Raw genomic sequence first — 17,418 nt, forward strand, 5'->3', positions numbered from 1 at the left:
CGGACTGCGAGCCGCGTGCGGCAAGGAACGGGATCGTCGATGCGCTCGCTCGCTTGCGCCGGGCGGCGGATTTTTGATTCATCGACGTATCAGCAACCGTCAGCAACCGTCAGCGGCGGTCAGCAACCATTGGCTGCAGGATGCGCGGGTCGGGCCGCCACGATGCGCGGCTCGCGTTCCGAGTGCGGCGGACATCGCGGCAATGCCGGTCGAAATCACCGCCGACGGTTCGGCCGATGCGCGCGAGCGACTCACCGCACGTGTCGTCGCGCCGCTTTCCGGGCCGCGCCGACCTACCCGTTTCACAAGCGCAACGTTTCGCGATCGCACCGCGACGACGGGTGCGAACCGGCGCGAATACGCGTGAGTCCGGGAAAATCCGCATCCGCGCGCGGCCACGATTGGTGGACGCGCCGAGCGAATGTCACGCCACGCGAGCGGACGCGTTTCAGAAACGATTGCCAGCGACCGAGAACGACCGCCGCGCCGGGATCCACCGATATTTCGCGGTCCTGCGGGATGGCCGCAAGGCCGCCACTCGACGGTTCGCCTCACGATGACGCCGGCACGGCGACCGTCGCGTGTGCCGGCGCCGTAACGCCGGTGAAACGTTCGGGCGCGTGTCGGCATGACACATGCAGGCGGGCGCGGCCACCGCACCCACACGACCGGTCTGGTTTGAATATTGCTCACCTATTCCCAGAACGGACCGGCGCCACCGCGCGCCGCATCGATCTGTATCGGCCAGGCGAAAGAGGCTCGACATGAGGACGTTTCTGTTTGTATTCGGCACGCGGATGGAGGCGGTCGGGATGGCGCCACTCGTGCGGGCGCTGCGCGCGCACGGGAACGTCGACGCGCGGGTGTGCGTGACCGCGCGGCACCACGATACGTTCGACGCGTTGCTGTCGCTGTTCGACATCACGCCCGATTACGCGCTGAGTCTGTCGCAGCTCGATCATCCGTCGATCGACGTGACGACCGCGATCCTGCAGGCGATCGGCGGGCTGTTCGACGAGTTGCGTCCGGACGCGGTGCTCGTGCACGGCGACACGACGACGACGCTGATGGTCAGCCTCGCGGCGTTCTATCGCTATTTGCCGGTCGGGCACGTCGAGGCGGGGCTGCGCAGCGGCGACATCGGCTCGCCGTGGCCGGAGGAACTGAACCGCCGGATGACCGATGCGCTGTCGACGTGGCATTTCGCGCCGACCGAGCGCGCGCGGCACAACCTGTTCAGCGAAGGGGTGCCGGCCGACCGCGTGACGCTCACCGGCGACACCGTGATCGACGCGCTGCAGGCGGTGAAGCGGATCCTCGATCGCGACGACACGCTCGCACGCAGCATCGCCCGACACTATCCGTTCCTCGACGGCACGCAGCGCGTGGTGCTGGTCGCGGGCCGCCGCGAACGCTCCGGCGCCGCGTTCGCGCAGTTCTGCCATGCGCTGCGCGCGCTCGCGAGCCGCTATCGCGACGTGCGGTTCGTCTATGCGCTGCACCGCGAGTCGGGCGTGGAGGACGCCGCGCACGCGCTTCTCGACGGCGTGGCGAACGTCCATGTGATCGAGCCGCAGGAATATCTGCCGTTCGTGTTTCTGATGTCGCGCGCGCATTTCATCATCGCGGATTCGAACGGGATCCAGGAGGAGGGGCCGGCACTCGGCAAACCGGTGCTCGTCACGCGCGACACGAGCGCGCGGCCCGAGGCGATCCAGGCGGGCACCGCGCGGCTCGTCGGCACGGATGCGGAGCGGATCGTGCGCGAGGCCGCGCGACTCATCGACGACGACGTCGCATACGGCGAGATGTGCCACGCACGCAATCCATACGGCGACGGGCACGCGTGCGACCGGATCGTGCATGCGTTGCTCGACCGGCGATGCGCGCTACCGGACATCGCGAGCTACGGAACAGGATCGGGAGAGGTGCCGTACAACGCGCTGGCGCTCGGCCTGCAAGCATTGCGATCGGCTTGAACTGACGGGCGGCGGCCGGTTTGCCCGAAGGCAAAACGCGACGCCGGACCGTTCAGATTGTGCGTTGGTAGGCTCGATTGGATTCGAACCAACGACCCCCACCATGTCAAGGTGGTGCTCTAACCAACTGAGCTACGAGCCTGTTGAGGCGCGGATTATAGAGGGACTTTTTGCGCAGCACAAGCGGTGCGCCACATTTTGTTCGTGGCGGGCTGCAACGGACGGAAGTCGCCGCGCGGAACGCGCCCGGCACAGCGCCGGCGAAGGCACCGATTTATCCACAGCAGCCTTTGGACAACCGTCTAGCAAACACAGGGATTCACAGTGGACCGATTGAGGATATCTGTGCGCGTCGCCGATCCGCTGTGAAAGTTGTTAGACACAGCACAGAACTGTGCACGCGCGATGCGTGACGTTATGAATTCCGTATCGTGTTGATTCGCCAGCGCGTTTGGCCGGTTATCCACAGCTGTGCGCGACCCTTGTTAACTACTACTACGTTTACATATATATCTATTCAAAACCCTTGGTATACACGCGTCGGCTGTGACGTCGCTGTGCGGATGGCAGGCGGATTTCCGATAAGATGAACGCCGACCGACACACACGACCCGCACGACACACAGCCGCTCGCTCGCATGTCATCGCTTCGATCCGTGTCTTCGCGGGTGAGCGCATCGGCAGACTGGAGACGCATGGATGCAGAGCTCGTCCGAGTTTGAGCGCCGCTCGCCCGGCCGATGGCTGACGCCCGATCGCGTGGCGTTTTATTCCTGCCTCGTGCTGCTGGCCGATCTCGGTTTCTTCTTCATCCATGCATACGGCGCGTACAAGCTGCGCAACGGGCACGTCGTTGCGCCGGGCTGGGATTTCGCGGTGTTCTGGAGCGCGTCGTACCTGACGATCCACCAGGGCGCGGCGAGCGCGTTCAACGGATCGCTGATCGAATCGCTGGCGCTGCCGCTACAGGGCCTGACCTCCGTGAACATGCTCACGCCGTGGGTCTACCCGCCGACCTTCCTGCTCGTCGTCTGGCCGTTCGCGCTCATTCCTTTCCCGCTTTCGTATCCGGTGTTCGTGTTCGGCGGCTTGCTGTTCGCCGTACGGGCCTGCACGCGGCTGCTCGAATCGAGACCGCCGGCCGCATTCTGGTTCGCGGCGATCGCGTTTCCGCCGGTCTGGATCGTCGGCTCGGCCGGACAGAATTCGTTTCTGACCATCGGCCTGATCGGGCTCGGCCTCGCATGGCTGGAACGGCGGCCGTGGCTCGCGGGGCTGTGCTTCGGGTTACTCGCGATCAAACCGCAGCTCGGCGTGCTGATTCCGGTCGCGTTGATAAGCGGGCGGCAGTGGAGGGCGTGCATCGCGGCGGCGTGCACGGCTTGCGTGTTCGGCGTGGTTGCCGGCGCGGCATTGGGATTCGGTACGTACGCGAAGTTCGTCGAAGCGGCCGCGACGTTCGGGCGTGACGTCGTCGAGCAGGCGTCCGACTGGCCGTGGGGCATGCCGACCGTGTTCGGCGCGGCCCGGCATCTGGGGCTCGCGCCCGGATACGCATACGCGGCGTTCGGCGTGGTCGCGGCGATCGCCGTGGCCGCGGTGGTGGCGTTATGGATCGGGCATGCGCGCGGCCCGTTGCGGGCGGCGGTGCTCGTGATCGCGAGCCTGCTGTGCCAGCCGTATCTGCTGTCGTATGACCTCGTCTGGATGGCGTTGCCGATCGTGCTGCTCTGGGAGGATGGGCGACGTTACGGGGGCAGGCGCGGCGATCTGCCGGTGATGGTCGTTGCGTGGCTGGCGCCGGTCGTGTTCTTTCTGCCGCCGGGGTGGTCGCTCGGGAGCGCGATGCCGGTGGTGATGCTGGCGTTGCTGGCGGTGGTTGTCAGGCGGGGTTGCGGTGAGAATAAATCGATGAAAACGCGCTATTTCGAAAATAAAAAATAGACTTGAAATTGCTCCCGAAAAGAACCTAAGCTACGCAAACGTTGCCGCGATTTGCTGGCCGACAACGATTCGAATGACCAACCTTCCGGTTCGCAAAAGCACCGGCGAGGCGAGACGGGGGACGGGGAAATGTCGAATGTTGCGGGCAAGGCCTATGGAATGAACGTGGTCACGCCGATGCCGCCGCATCGAACGTGGATAAACCGTTTCGTGTTCATGATCGCGCGGGCGCTGCCGGCAACGCTGGGCGGGCTGCTCGGCCTGTCGATCATCCATTTCGCACGCTGGGTGATCATTCGGCGGCAGGACTGGCCCGACCTGGGGCAGCCCAAATCCAGTCTCGCCAACGATTACATGCTGTTCGTCAGCAACTTCAATGGAACCTGGGATCAATATATCGATGCTTTTGCGGACGGTATTCCCAATGGCCTCGACCTGTTCTGGTATTCCAGCACGAAATATCCGCATTCAATTCCGATCACACCGTTCAAGAATTACATCCGCATCAATCAGATCGATACGGACTACTACTATAACGCGACCCCCGGCGCCGCCCAGCGCGACATCAAGGCGGCACTGCGTGTGCGGGCAAAACTGACCGAATTGGCCGCGCAACATGCGAGCCTTTCTCCCGATGCTTTTTCCGAAGCCTATCGAGCCGCACTGGTGTCGGTGCAGAACGATCTAGGCACGCCGGGTCTGGCGCCCGTCGCGTCGAACGACACGGCTCACGCCGACATCAACCGCCAACCCTTCGTCGATCAGGCTTGGCCCAGGCAGGAGGAGGTCGCTCATCTTGAACGTTGACGGCGGTCATTATTTTCTTACCGTGCTGTCGCCGGTGCGGGTCGATCCCCAGCGGGACGGGGCCGGCCGGGTGACTTCACCCACTTCCTCGCTGCGGGACGTGCTCGCGACGCTACCCACCGCGGCGCAAAGCGCGGCATGCATCGCCGGGGGGCGCCAAAGCCCGTTCTCGCGCTGCGATCGCACGCACTTCGCCCGCTTCGTGGTGATCGACCAGCCGGCGTTCAACGGCCGCGTGCCGGTCGATTCCCTCGTCGATGCAATCAGGAAGACGGACCTGCTCGCGCACCAGCCGGTCGACAATCTGTCGACCGCATGGCTGCTTTGGGCGGTGGATTTCGATCCGGGCGCGCACGCCAACGACGCGGATGGCGGCCTGCACGATTACCTCGTCAATCTGTGGAACGTGATGGGCGCCGAGCTGGCCGCGGTTTATCGCCATTGCTACGGCTTCGAAGCCGTGAAGAACGGCGACGACTTCGGGCATTACATCCGGCGCTGTCAGGTCGAGACGACGATGCCCTTCAACGATTACTGGATTACGTCGCCGCCGCTGCCGACGATTTCGATACCGCGGATCGCGGCGGCGATCGCGGTTTTCACGCTGGGCGTGACGGGGCTCGTCACGTGGAAAGCGGGGGCGTGGGGCTGGGTGGCGTTGCTGTTGTCGCTCGCCGTCTCGGTCTATACCGCGTACCGCTACATTTTGGGACGTGGCGCCAGGCCCTTTGCCGCCGCCCCCCATTCCAATCTGCGCACGGTACTGAAATCGCTCTATCTTCAGCAGCATTTCGCGCGCTTCGCGATTGCGCAGCAAGGCGCGGCCGCGGCCGACCTTCATGCCGCGTTCGGCCGGTTCGTCGACGCGCACCGGCCCGACGACCTTGCGGGGCCGAGCCAGGCGCCGGGAGTGATCCAGTCATGATCGAGAGAAAGCACGCGGCGCCGGATCTCGATCTCGCCGATCTCCAGGGCAACATCCTCACCGCGTATGGCCGTCTGGGCTTCCCGAAGGGGCGTTTCCTGCTGGTCAACGTGCGCGATGCGGACAGTGGACGCGCGTTCGTCGAGTTTCTGCGTCCGCGCGTGACCACGGCGCTGCGCTGGCCGTCCGTCAGACACCATCGGCCCACCGGCAAGGTGAAGGTGGCCAGGCCCGAGGTGACGATCAATCTCGCGTTCACGTTCCGGGGCCTGTTCGCGCTGGGCGTGCCGACGCGGACGCTGCGCGGGATGCCCGACGAATTCATCGACGGCATGGCGGCCCGCGCATCGATCCTGAGCGATAACGCGAACGGCGCCTCGTTGACGGACTGGGACGCGGTATGGACCCGGAAAGACTCGACCGCGCAGCCGCATATTCTCGTGATGCTCAATGCGCAGATGCAGCCGGAAGGCAGCGCGGTTCCGGCATTGGGCACGGTCACGCAGGAGATCGTCGCTTGGTGCGACGGCTCCGGCGGCAAGGTCGCGCTGTGTCGCGGCCATCGCGGCGCGGACGACCGCTGGCAGGATCTCTCCGCGATCACGCAGGAAGTGGGCGGCAACGTCTATCCGACACCGAAGGAGCATTTCGGCTATACCGACGCGATCAGCGATCCGGCCTTCGACGGGCAGGTGCCGAACGCGCAGGCGGCCGCCAGCGCGATCGGGCAGGGCAAGTCCGACGGCTTCGGCAACTGGTCGCTGCTCGCGCGCGGCGAGTTCCTGCTGGGCTGGCCGGATGAGGCGCAGGAGATTCCCGGCGCCGCGATGCCGCTTGATTTCAGCCGCAACGGCACCTTCTTCGCGTATCGAAAGCTGCATCAGAACGTGGACGGCTTCCACAAGTGGATCGACGGCACGGCGACCCAACTGGCGAAGTTGTGGCGCATGGGTTCGCAAGACGAGGCGTCTCAGACCTTGATGGCGAAACTGGCGGGCCGATGGCCGGACGGCGTGCCGCTGATGGCCGCGCCCACCCATGCCGACTGGCAGGCGTTCAACCGCGATTATCCGCAGCCTGTCGATGGTTCGATCAACCCGGAGCGGGCGCTTCGGCTGGTCGACTTCGTGTATCGCGACGATTCGGCCGGCACGCGTTGCCCGATCGGCGCGCATGCGCGGCGCATGAACACCCGCGACATGCTCGACCCGCACGGCCGCGACCCCGACCCGAAAGTTCGCGCCGGCTCCGCGCTCAACAACCGCAGACGCATCCTGCGGCGCGGTCTCCCATATGGTAGCTCGGGCAGTGCGGGCGACGTCGATGGCGAGCACGGCATCGTGATGCTCGCCGTTTGCGCGAGCCTGTCGCGCCAGTTCGAATTCGTTCAGCAGCAATGGCTGAACTACGGTCTCGATTTCAGTCTCGGCAACGACACCTGTCCGCTGGTCGGCAGTCATGCGAAGGATGCGCGCTTCGTGATCGCGGCCGATCCGGCCCAGGGCAATCCTCCGTTCATCGCCAGCGGTATCCCGCCATTCGTGACGACGCGCGGCGGCGATTACTTCTTCATGCCCAGCATGACGGCGCTGCGCCTGATCGGCATGGGCGTGACCGATCCAACCTGAAGCGGGGTGCGCGCATGTCCTTCGCATTGAACCTGTTCCATGCCGCCGAGCTCGAGGGCCACATGCTGGGCGAGGGTGCGCTGGGCGGCGCCGAGCTCGCGGCGAAGCTGGCGAGCGGTACGGGCGACATCAAGGCGCGGCTGAAACGCGTGCTGGCCGATCCGGCGGGCCAGCGCGCGCTGTTCGCGTCGCTGCGCGCGTTCGCGCCGAATCTGGCCACCGACAAGACGCTGGTCACCGCTTATCCCTGCGATGGCACGGTGATCGTGTCCCGCGCCGACGATGTACGCGAAGTGCTCGATCGGCAGGGCGACTTCGAGGTCGTCTACGAACCCAAGATGCGCAAGATCACCGGCGGCGCCAATTTCTTTCTCGGGATGCAGGATGGCGCCGATTACCAGCGCGATACGTCGATCATGCGGCTTGCCGCGCAACGTGACGACGTGGCGAATATCGTCGTGCCGCTGGCGCGCGAAGCGGCCCGGCGGATCGTGGCCGACCATGCGACGACCATCGATGTGCCCGACGTGTTGACCACGGTCGTGCCCGCGCTGATGGTGCAGCGCTATTTCGGGATCGATACCGCGTCGGTTGCCGATCTTCGCGAATGGGCGACTGCGATGTTCTGGTATCTGTTCGTCGATCTGCAGGGCGATCCGGACGTCGAGCAGAAAGCGCTGGATTGCGCGCCGAAGTGCCTGGCTGCGATCGACGCGGCCATTGCCAGGACGCAAGCCGATCCCGATGGCCCCGCCACCGTGCTGAAACGGGCGATTGCGCTCCGCGATGCCGGCACCGGGGGATTCGACGGATCGGGCATTCGCAACAACATGATCGGCCTCGTCATCGGCGCGATCCCGACCATTTCGAAGGCATGCGTGCAGGCGCTGGACGGATTGCTCGATCGCCCGGATGTGCTGGCGCGGACGCAGGCGGCAGCGGCGCATGGCGATGAGCAGGCGGTCGGCTGCGCTGTTTTCGAGGCGTTGCGCTTCAATCCGGTCAATCCGGTGATCTACCGCCGGGCCGTGCGCGACTGCGAAATCGCTTCGGGCACACTGCGCGCGTGCCGGGTGAAGAAGGGTGCGATGGTGCTGGCGTCGAACCTGTCGGCGATGTTCGATCCGGCGGCGGTGGACGATCCCGACGCATTCCGCACCGATCGGCCGTGGGACGTCTACATACTCTGGGGATACGGCCTGCATCGCTGCTTCGGCGATGCGATCAATCGCGCGATCATCCCGGCGCTGCTGACGCCGCTTCTGGCCGGGGCGCCGCTGGCGCGTGCTGGTGGCGACGCCGGTCACCCGGACAGCGCGACGCCGTTCCCGCAGCACTTTACGGTGACGCGCTGAATGCGCTGGTGCTTGCCTCATTCGCGGGATAGGAAAGCGCGGCGGCGCTGGCGCTCGCTTCGTCCGCTTGCATCCCGCTTCTTCGATCCAACGGCCGGCGAGCTTCAACCATGGGTACATCGGAGGCTCGATGCGCGGTCGGGGCCGATTGGGAATGAATTTCCTTTAGCGTGGAGCCTTGCGGATGGTCACGAAACGTTCCGCAAATGCATAGCGTTATACACATGCATGGACGCCCCTGCAACGAGCAACTTCGCTCGGGATCTATGTTTCCACCATTTGATTCCTTTGGGAGGACTGGCACCATGTATTTCGCGATCTGCAGCAAGGAGCCCACGCATACTGTAAAGCATTCGAACTGGGAGGTGATAGAGAACGCAGCATGCATGCATTGTGACGGTCGGTACAAGGTGATTCGAAACAAGACTACCAACGCGCCACGGGACTACGCGGGAAAGAGTGCAATCATCAAGCGCGGCGATGCGAGCTTCGAAACCGTGCCGGTGGATTTCACCACACGCTTGACGCGCAGTAAAAGGGAGTCCGCAAGCGACGCCTCTGACGAACCACCTAGCAAGCGGCGGGCACTCGTGCGAACCGATTACTCCGACTCCGACTCCGATTCCGACGACGATACATCGGACCTGGAGGACCGCGATTGGATCGGCCTTACGGAGCCGTTCAAAGGCGTTTATTCCCGACTATCGATTGCTGGAACGTATGAAGCACGGGATGACCTTGAAGACATCATCGGCAGGCGTGCATCCAAGCCGAAGATGAAGCTTAAAAATATTGGCTTGCCGGTCCATCGCGGGGCCGGACAAGCTGCAGCCAAAGGAAAGCTTTCCGCCACGGACGCCAGCGGACGCAATCTGCCCTCGACAAGTATCTCCAGCATTACTGGTCACCCGAAGTCTGTCGTCTCCGAAGAGTGGTGCCACCTCTGGGCGTCGTGCCTCGGCGGTCCGACGACCAGCGACAACCTTGTTGCCGCGAGCTACGCGTGCAACACATTCATGATGGCCATCGAAACCAATCTCAAGTCTCGCACCGACCTGTGTATCAGTGTTTCAGCTTATTGTTCGGACGCAAACGGCAACGTCGCCGACGCCATTCGCTATAAGATCTTCGAGGTCGGAACTGGCAAGGAGCTGTTTAACAGGTTGATCGATGCCACCGCGCAACACTTCTCGAGGTCGGATCTCATGCAGTTGCAGCAGGATCTCGCCCCGTTGCGGAAGGAAAGATAGTCGAAGGGTATATCAGGTGATTTATCGAGGCGTCGTTGTGGAGCAATGGCCGCTTATCAGTCAACGAGTCACCCAATATTGCGCGGACTGAACGTTCGCGGAAACACCACGGGCGTTTGTCGATCCACGAGACGATATCCGATGGCTGGTCTGTTGGATTCGCCGGCGACGAAGCCGACTTCCGTCAGGAAATCGGCAGCGAGCATCCGCGTACGAAAGCCGCTCTTGTCCACCGGCCGCCCAAGCACGATCTCATACATCCGCTGCAGCTGCGGCAGCGTAAACGGCTCCGACAGCAGGAAAGCCGGCAGAGACGTGTATTCGACCTTGCCGCGCAACCGCTCGACGGCGTTCCGCAGGATGTCGTCGTGATCGAATGCGAGTCCGCGCTTTTGCGTCACCGCATCGACGTCGAACCATGCCACTTCGGTGGCGTTGGCGCCCTTCGCAAGCACCACATCCTGAGCCGGAATCAGCGCAAACCAGACATGCGTGGCTGACCACCCACGCGGATCCCGCGTAGCACTGCCCCAACTACCGAGCTGCTCGAGATAAGGACTTCTCACGCCCGTTTTCTCGAACAGCTTGCGGCGCGCGCAATCCTCGAGCGTTGCGTCGGCCACCACGTCAACGAACCCGCCCGGCAGCGCCCAGCGCCCGGGAAACGCTTCCCCGGCCACGTCCGGACGCTGCACGAGCAGCACCTTCAACGCATTCTCGAGCACGGTAAAGATCACGACGTCGACGGTCGTGTACGGCAGGGGAAACGCATGCCCGCGATGTATCGGTCGTTCGGAACCGGATTTCTTTCGTGTCATGGCGGACCAGATGAACTTGACGGTCTCCATTCTAGGTTGTATTGTGCAACTCATACAAGTTGTTCTATGCAACTAACGTGAGGAGCCCACCATGTTCGGGATTCGATTCATCAAGTCTCAGCCGACCGTTCACCTGATGCAATTCCGCGCGGGCAGCGTGGTACGCGAGGGCACCGGCCTGTCATTTTTCTACTACGCGCCGGCGACGACGCTGGTGTCCGTTCCGGTGGCGAGCCAGGATCGTCCGTTCATCCTGGAACTCGTCACCGCGGATTTCCAGAGCGTGACCGTGCAGGGCCAAGTGACGTACCGCATCGGCGACCCGCACCGGATCGCCGCCATGATGGATTTCTCGCTGGGAAAGGACGGCCGGTCGTATGTATCGGAAGATCCGAAGCGGCTGGGCGACCGTGTCGCGATGCAGGTCGAGGTGATTGTCCAGCAGGCTGTCCAGGCGCTGGATCTGAAGGAAGCGCTGCGCGCGTCGGCGGCGATTGCCCGTACCGCGCAGACCGAGCTCGCCAGCCAGCCGGAAATCGAGGCGTTGGGCCTCGAGATTCTGGGCGTCTCGGTGATGGCCGTGAAACCCACGCCGGATATCGCCCGTGCGCTCGAAGCCGAAGCGCGCGAGTCCAATCTCAAGGCGGCCGACGACGCCGTGTACTTGCGCCGTATGTCGGCAGTGGAGAACGAGCGCGCGATCCGTCAGAACGAGCTGGACACCGACATTGCCGTCGAGCAGAAGAAGCGGCAGATCCGCGAGACGCAAATGGAGGCCAAGGCCATGCTGATGCGCAAGGAAAACGAGCTGCGTACCGAGCAGATGGCGGCCGACGTCGAGCTCGAGGAAAAGCGCAAGGCATTCGTGAACGGGCAGGCGCACAACAGTCGTACTTTGGCCGAAGCCGAGGCGCACCGGGTGGCGGCGGTCATGCAGGCGCTCGAGAAGGCCGACCCGCGTGTCGTCAATGCGCTCGCGGCGGCCGGCATGCAGCCGGGCCAGTTGATTGCGCAGGCGTTCGGCGGGATCGCCGAACGAGCGGAGCGCATCGGGCAGCTCAATGTATCGCCCGAATTGCTGCAGGGGCTGATGAGTGCCGGCGCAAGTACCGGGGCGAGGGCCGCGTCATGAGCGCCGAGGCTCGCAAGGTCGTGCTGGTGACGCGCCGCACACGACTCGAAGAGCTGATCGCGAAGCATCACACGCTGGCGCAGGCGAAGTTTTACATCGAGCACCTTGGGGCAGATTTCTCGGATTATCTCGCCGAGAATTCAGCGTACGCACGCAGCCTGGAGCTTACCGTGCGTGCGCTCGAGAAGTGGGGGCGCTATCAGGTGGTCGATCGGAGCTATCTGCCGAATTTCATCTTCGCGCCCGACGATATCGTCGTGGCATTGGGGCAGGACGGGCTGGTCGCGAACTCGATGAAATACCTGGACGGTCAGCCGCTGATCGGACTGAATCCGGAGCCTGCGAGGTGGGATGGCATTTTGTTGCCCTTTGAGCCGGCTGACCTCGGTGCGGTGTTGATGGATGTCGCTCGTGACCGCCGTCCGTTGAAGGCGATTACGATGGCGGAAGCGAGGCTGACGGACGGCCAGGTGTTGCGTGCCGTCAATGACCTGTTCATTGGGCCGCGCACCCATACCTCGGCGCTTTACGAGATCGAGTTGGGCGAGCGACGTGAATCGCAGTCGTCGTCGGGCATCATCGTTTCCACGGGACTGGGTTCCACTGCGTGGCTCAAGAGCGTGGTGACGGGCTCGCTCGGCGTGGCGCACGCGATGCAGGGTTGGAGTGGGGAGGCTCAGTACCAGCCGCAGCCGTGGGACAGTGCTCGACTGACCTTCGCTGTGCGGGAGCCGTTTCCGAGCAAGGCATCGAAGACGGAACTGGTATTTGGCCACGTTGACGCGGAGCAGCCGCTTCGGCTGCGCTCGCGTATGCCGGAAAACGGCGTCATTTTTTCTGATGGGGTGGAGGTGGACTATCTGAGGTTTACGGCTGGTATGGAGGCGACGGTTTCCGTTGCGGCGAGGCAGGGGCGGTTGGTTGTGTAGCCGAAGGTTAGCGCGTCCTTTTCTTTGACGGTGTTTGCGGCATGCGTCCTGCATCACATCTGTGGAATCGAGCAAGCTACACAGACAATGCATTCGCATTGACATGGTAATGCATTCGCATTACCATTCGAGGCATCCACCTGTTTGACCGGAGAGCGCAATGCCCGCTACCCTCGAAGTCGAATCCACGCTGACCGACCGCTACCAAACTACGGTGCCGGAGACCGTACGTCGCGCGCTTGGGCTCGGCAAGCGCGACAAGATCCACTACACCATCCGCTCCGATGGGGAGGTGGTGCTGACCCGCGCGGAGGTCTCCGAAGGCGACGACCCGGTGCTCGGGCAGTTCCTGGGCTTTCTGGCCCGTGACATTGCAATCCATCCTGAACGCTTGCAGGCCGTGGATGCAGGTCTCGTCCAACGGCTCCAGTCACTCGTTGGCGACGTCGAAGTCGATTTTGATACCCCCCTGTCGGCGGACGATGAATGAGCGGAGGCAAGCCCCTGGTTGTGTACGGCTGGACGATCTATGCCCATCCACTATTTCTCGCCCAAATTGACGCGCTGGCACGGCAGGTCGAGACCCTCAAGCAGAAGGATCCGGTCGGGTACGTCAGGAAGAACGCCACCAAGCGACTAGCGGCGATCGTCAAGTTGGCGTTCGACGTCATCCCACAAGACCCCGCACGGTCGGAATACCGCCTGGGCGGCACCCTTGGCGACGATCACAAGCACTGGTTCCGGGCGAAGTTCTTTCAGCAGTACCGCCTGTTTTACCGCTACCACGCGTCCAGTAAGGTGATCGTGTTCGCATGGGTCAACGACGAGGACACCAAGCGCGCCTACGAGAGTAGCGACGACGCATACCGCGTGTTCCGCAAGATGCTGGAAACCGGCCATCCACCAGACGACTGGAATCAATTGCTGACCGAAGCTCAGGTCGAGGGGCAGCGCTTGCAACAGTTGCTCGCCGACGATATCACGCCGTAGGGAATACGTTCGGCTCATGGGGGAAACCTGTCATGCGCATGAAAACCGCGAGAAATGGCACTTGTACATGCGAATCAGTAACCCGTCCGGGCAACGCATGAGCTCGCAGATTCCGGCAATCGCGCCGGCGCAAACCGCGCTTGTCGTCATGCATTATCAGACCGACATTCTCGGACTCTTTCCATCGGTCGCGCCGGCCTTGCTCACCAATACGCGCAAACTATGCGACGCGGCGCGGGCCAAAGGCGTCCGCGTCTATTTCGCCAACCTCCGGTTCAGCCCGGGCTATCCGGAAGTCAGCCCATTGAACAAGAATGGGCAGGGAATCAAACGACTTGGTCTCTTTGTCGACGACCGGACCGCGCCGGAGTTAGGCCAGCAGGCTAACGAGCCGCTCATCATCGCGCACCGCGCCAGCGTGTTCTTTGGTACCGATCTGGAGGCGCGACTCGCCGCACAAAGTGTCGATTTGCTGATTATGGTCGGCATTGCGTCGACCGGTGTCGTGCTGTCGTCGGTCGCGTATGCGAGCGACGCGGACTTCCGCTTGTATACGGTCAAGGACTGTTGTTACGATCCGGATCAGGTGGTACATGAACATTTGTTCTCCACCGCATTCGATTCGCGCACGACGGTGCTGTCGCTCGAGGATGCGTTGCTGCTGCTTGCTTAGACGTTCGACGTCCGTTTTGAAGCAAAGCTGGGACAGTCGAGTGACGGATAGCTCGTTGGCGCGGCAGCCCGTTTTTGGTCGACCTCTGCCCTATGCTGTAGTCGGAAGGCGATCCAGATCGGCCTATCGACGGGAATCGTCGAATGTCGCCGTTGTCTTCCAAGCAGTCATTCGCCACCCTCGCGCGGGTGTGCCCGCCCCCCCTCCCCGTAGGTCCGCCTCTACTTGGCCGTCGCCAAGAGAGATTTCATACGAACCCAGCCTCTGGACTTCGCCTATCCTCATACATGTTATGCAAAGCCGACGGCGCGATTTTGATATGGCAGTGCAACACTTCATTGATTCGTCTGATTGGATACTTTATATTTGCCTCCGAGGGTATGCGCTAGGCTTCGGTCTAGGACCTCAATGAGGTGACCCTATTAAGGCGCGATCTCTTGGTCGCGGGCTTCGGCCAGTCCCCTTCGGGGGAGTTAAACTATCCATAAATTTTCGCATACCCTCACCCTCATAACATGACAGTAAATTCCACGCCTCCGCAGCCAGACCCGTTCCAAAAAGCGCGCGAAGCGCTGTATAACCGCATTTGGTTCACCCGAAAGGCACGCATTCAGTCGGAAAAGCGTTTGTTGCAGAACGATTTTCACGCACAACTAATGCTTCAGCTTTTTTCTGCTTACAGCATTGGACTTTCTATTTATCTTTTGAAGTTTCATGCCGCCAGATTATCCGACGATGCGGCCAACGTCACATTAATTGTTGTATCGGTTTTGCTGTTCGGAATCGCTCCATATATCAGTGCGCGAAATTTCAAGGGGCGCGCGGAGGAATTTAAGACGGTCTACGTGAAGCTCCAAACCCTATTGGATGACTTGAACCGTATTGATTGGACTTCGTCGATCGAATCAGCACACTTAGAATACGAAATGGTGGAGAAGGAGTACGCAAGGACATTGGCGAGCAGCGAAAATCACCTTGAGATAGACGACGCCGTGAGCCGCTTTGGCGTAACAGGAATTAGTCGTCCGCTATCGAAGCGAGAATGCATAGCTGTGATTTTATTTTTTTCGCGCCGCTGGTTTGTTTGGATTGGCGGGTATATTGTACCTCCCGTCTTCTTTGTTGTGTATTCTCTATTTTTTAAGTGACATGCCTTCGCTTACAAAATCATACAGGGTAATTTTCTCAAGCTCTAATCTAAAGAAAATCTACGAAGAACATGTTGCCAAGACAAGTGCGATTGGAATTGATCGAATCAATCGATCGATATTTGAAAGGAATTTGGCGTCAGAGGTTGCTTTAATTAGGCGAAAATCCGGAAATCGCTCGTATCGTTTCTCTCAATTCAAGGAGAAACTGATATCAAAGGGGGCAAATCGCTATCCTCGGGTGATATCTATTGCCACGTTTCGCGACAGAGTGACGCTTCGCGCCCTGTGCGACATTCTAAAGGCTCGATTTGAAGATGCGCTTGAGCTAAAGATTCCGCAGATTGTAATTCACAATCTAAAGGAGGAAATTGCCTCCGGTAAGTACAAATTCTTTGTAAAACTTGATGTTCAGAATTTTTACCCATCAATTTCACATACTATTCTCCGTGCAGCGGTAAAGCAACGAATCAAAAGTACAAAAATACTATCTCTTGTGAACGGTGCATTAGAGACGCCTACCGTTGCCGTAGCCGATAAAAGCAAAAAAGCCGAACTAGTAGGTGTCCCGCAGGGATTGTCAATATCAAACATCTTGGCCGAGATTTTTCTGCATCAATTTGATCGCGGGATGGAGCAAAAGCAAAATGTGAAATACTTCAGATATGTCGATGACGTATTTGCTCTTTGCACTTCAAATCCCGTACCGTTGTTTACCGAAATGAGTAGTGTGCTCCAAAGCGATTTTGATCTAAAGGTACATGATATCGCCTCTGCCGGATCGAAGTCGGCGTACGGTCCAATCGACGATGAATTCTCTTTTCTTGGATATCTTTTTTTAAATGGTAAGGCGCGGGTAAAAGAACAGTCAATTCAGAGACTTGAAAGCTCTTTGGCAGATGCATTCACAACATACAAATATCGTTGCCAAGAAATCAGAAAAAAGTATTCTAACAAAAAATTAAGAAGGCAAAATTTAACGTTCGCAAGAAATATCCTGATTTGGCGGGTCAACCTTCGAATTACGGGGTGCGTGTTTGAAGGCACAAGAAAAGGATGGGTTTTTTATTTTTCACAAATCGACGATTCAAGTATTGAGCAACTTCACAAACTGGACAAAACGGTAGAAAGTTTAATGAGGCGATTCAACGTCGCCACCAGCAAAAAACTGTGTTCTTTCGTGAGAGTTTATTTCGAGTGCCGACGCCGTGATCCGACCGAGAGTGGCTATATACCAAATTTCGATACCACGTCTGTGGTGAATATGCGGCGAATTCTCGAAAATTATTTCGGGCGCAGCGTGAAGGGGCTGTCGGACGCCTCCGTTCGATCGACATTCGCCGTCCGGATCAGGCGGGCGACGAGGGAGCTGGAACAGGATATCCAAGATATCTCATAAAGATCGATCTGGATCGGGCGTCCCCAACAATGTTCGCAGATTGACAAATGGTCCGATAACGGAGGAGCACCTTCGGCACCACACGGTCGCCTGCCTGCGCGTTTAGCCTAAGCCTGCAAGAAGAGCAGCGGAGCCGTTGCCAATGAGCTTTGAACCGAATGACGGTGACGGCTGCGCCTTTTTCGGGCAGCGAGAGATCATAGATTGCAAGCACGGCCCGCATTACCTCCTACGTGCTGTTGGCGTGCGTCCGGTTGCGTGGCTTTGCCAAACGGCGGTCAGCCGCTAATCAGCAGCCGTTCGAGCCTATCCGGAACCTTGTGTGTGAGGCATAAACTGATGGCCAAGGAGCCACTTTATGCCACGCAAACGCAAGGAAGAAGTGACGATTGAACCGGGCAAGGGCTTGAACCTTGACCCGGAGCTGATCAAGCAACTGGT

16 protein-coding genes and 1 tRNA gene are annotated in these 17,418 nt (G+C 60.7%); 15 read left to right on the forward strand and 2 right to left on the reverse strand.

The genetic code is table 11. The features are described from left to right. Positions 1-202 precede the first annotated feature (202 nt). Both HZI36_RS15030 and wecB read left to right on the forward strand, forming a co-directional pair. The gene (locus HZI36_RS15030; protein ID WP_179403437.1) at positions 203-367 is read left to right on the forward strand and encodes a hypothetical protein; all 165 of its coding nucleotides are present in this window, start codon (positions 203-205) and stop codon (positions 365-367) included. 397 nt (positions 368-764) lie between these two features. After that, positions 765-1,979, forward strand: coding sequence for a non-hydrolyzing UDP-N-acetylglucosamine 2-epimerase (wecB, locus tag HZI36_RS15035; RefSeq protein WP_179403438.1), 1,215 nt, complete (start codon positions 765-767; stop codon positions 1,977-1,979). Positions 1,980-2,044: 65 nt separating this feature from the next. On the opposite strand, the gene HZI36_RS15040 is transcribed toward wecB, so the two are convergent. Next, positions 2,045-2,121: transfer RNA gene (locus HZI36_RS15040), tRNA-Val, on the reverse strand. A gap of 557 nt (positions 2,122-2,678) precedes the next feature. Between HZI36_RS15040 and HZI36_RS15045 the strand changes: the two genes are divergently transcribed. The 6 genes from HZI36_RS15045 (at position 2,679) to HZI36_RS15070 (ending at position 9,888) form a co-directional block, all read left to right on the forward strand. Beyond that, the gene (locus tag HZI36_RS15045) at positions 2,679-3,923 is read left to right on the forward strand and encodes a glycosyltransferase family 87 protein (protein ID WP_179403439.1); all 1,245 of its coding nucleotides are present in this window, start codon (positions 2,679-2,681) and stop codon (positions 3,921-3,923) included. 51 nt (positions 3,924-3,974) lie between these two features. Beyond that, positions 3,975-4,730 (forward strand): hypothetical protein, encoded by a 756-nt coding sequence (locus tag HZI36_RS15050; protein ID WP_218883926.1) that lies wholly within the window; start codon positions 3,975-3,977, stop codon positions 4,728-4,730. Continuing rightward, positions 4,720-5,655, forward strand: coding sequence for a hypothetical protein (locus HZI36_RS15055; RefSeq protein ID WP_179403440.1), 936 nt, complete (start codon positions 4,720-4,722; stop codon positions 5,653-5,655). The genes HZI36_RS15050 and HZI36_RS15055 overlap by 11 nt, the downstream gene beginning before the upstream one ends. After that, the gene (locus HZI36_RS15060; RefSeq protein ID WP_179403441.1) at positions 5,652-7,283 is read left to right on the forward strand and encodes a Dyp-type peroxidase; all 1,632 of its coding nucleotides are present in this window, start codon (positions 5,652-5,654) and stop codon (positions 7,281-7,283) included. Before HZI36_RS15055 ends, HZI36_RS15060 begins: the two co-directional genes overlap by 4 nt. A 14-nt stretch (positions 7,284-7,297) precedes the next feature. Beyond that, on the forward strand, positions 7,298-8,638 hold the full coding sequence (locus HZI36_RS15065; RefSeq protein ID WP_179403442.1) for a cytochrome P450: 1,341 nt from the start codon (positions 7,298-7,300) through the stop codon (positions 8,636-8,638). A gap of 305 nt (positions 8,639-8,943) precedes the next feature. Then, positions 8,944-9,888 carry a hypothetical protein gene (locus tag HZI36_RS15070; protein WP_179403443.1) on the forward strand — a complete coding sequence of 315 codons (945 nt, stop codon included), beginning with the start codon at positions 8,944-8,946 and terminating at the stop codon, positions 9,886-9,888. Positions 9,889-9,956: 68 nt separating this feature from the next. Here the strand turns inward: HZI36_RS15070 and HZI36_RS15075 are convergent, their stop codons facing one another. Beyond that, positions 9,957-10,706 (reverse strand): NUDIX hydrolase, encoded by a 750-nt coding sequence (locus HZI36_RS15075; protein ID WP_179403459.1) that lies wholly within the window; start codon positions 10,704-10,706, stop codon positions 9,957-9,959. Positions 10,707-10,797: 91 nt separating this feature from the next. On the opposite strand from HZI36_RS15075, the gene HZI36_RS15080 reads away from it, so the two are divergent. The 7 genes from HZI36_RS15080 to HZI36_RS15110 all read left to right on the forward strand — a co-directional run bounded on the left by HZI36_RS15080 (position 10,798) and on the right by HZI36_RS15110 (position 16,977). Continuing rightward, positions 10,798-11,838: an SPFH domain-containing protein gene (locus HZI36_RS15080; RefSeq protein ID WP_179403444.1), complete on the forward strand. Its 1,041-nt coding sequence runs from the start codon at positions 10,798-10,800 to the stop codon at positions 11,836-11,838. Beyond that, positions 11,835-12,767, forward strand: a complete 933-nt coding sequence (locus HZI36_RS15085) for a diacylglycerol kinase catalytic domain-containing protein (protein WP_179403445.1) — start codon at positions 11,835-11,837, stop codon at positions 12,765-12,767. Before HZI36_RS15080 ends, HZI36_RS15085 begins: the two co-directional genes overlap by 4 nt. Positions 12,768-12,927: 160 nt before the next feature. After that, entirely contained in the window at positions 12,928-13,257 is a 330-nt protein-coding gene (locus HZI36_RS15090) for a type II toxin-antitoxin system PrlF family antitoxin (RefSeq protein ID WP_179403446.1), read from the forward strand. Continuing rightward, positions 13,254-13,757 (forward strand): type II toxin-antitoxin system YhaV family toxin, encoded by a 504-nt coding sequence (locus HZI36_RS15095; RefSeq protein WP_179403447.1) that lies wholly within the window; start codon positions 13,254-13,256, stop codon positions 13,755-13,757. The genes HZI36_RS15090 and HZI36_RS15095 overlap by 4 nt, the downstream gene beginning before the upstream one ends. Positions 13,758-13,854: 97 nt before the next feature. Then, positions 13,855-14,430 (forward strand): cysteine hydrolase family protein, encoded by a 576-nt coding sequence (locus HZI36_RS15100; protein ID WP_246327090.1) that lies wholly within the window; start codon positions 13,855-13,857, stop codon positions 14,428-14,430. Positions 14,431-14,945: 515 nt separating this feature from the next. Next, the gene (locus HZI36_RS15105) at positions 14,946-15,578 is read left to right on the forward strand and encodes an SLATT domain-containing protein (protein ID WP_179403449.1); all 633 of its coding nucleotides are present in this window, start codon (positions 14,946-14,948) and stop codon (positions 15,576-15,578) included. A gap of 1 nt (position 15,579) precedes the next feature. Beyond that, positions 15,580-16,977 (forward strand): reverse transcriptase domain-containing protein, encoded by a 1,398-nt coding sequence (locus tag HZI36_RS15110; RefSeq protein ID WP_179403450.1) that lies wholly within the window; start codon positions 15,580-15,582, stop codon positions 16,975-16,977. Positions 16,978-17,418 lie beyond the last annotated feature (441 nt).

This window comes from Burkholderia guangdongensis (assembly GCF_013403875.1).
Lineage (GTDB): Bacteria > Pseudomonadota > Gammaproteobacteria > Burkholderiales > Burkholderiaceae > Burkholderia > Burkholderia guangdongensis.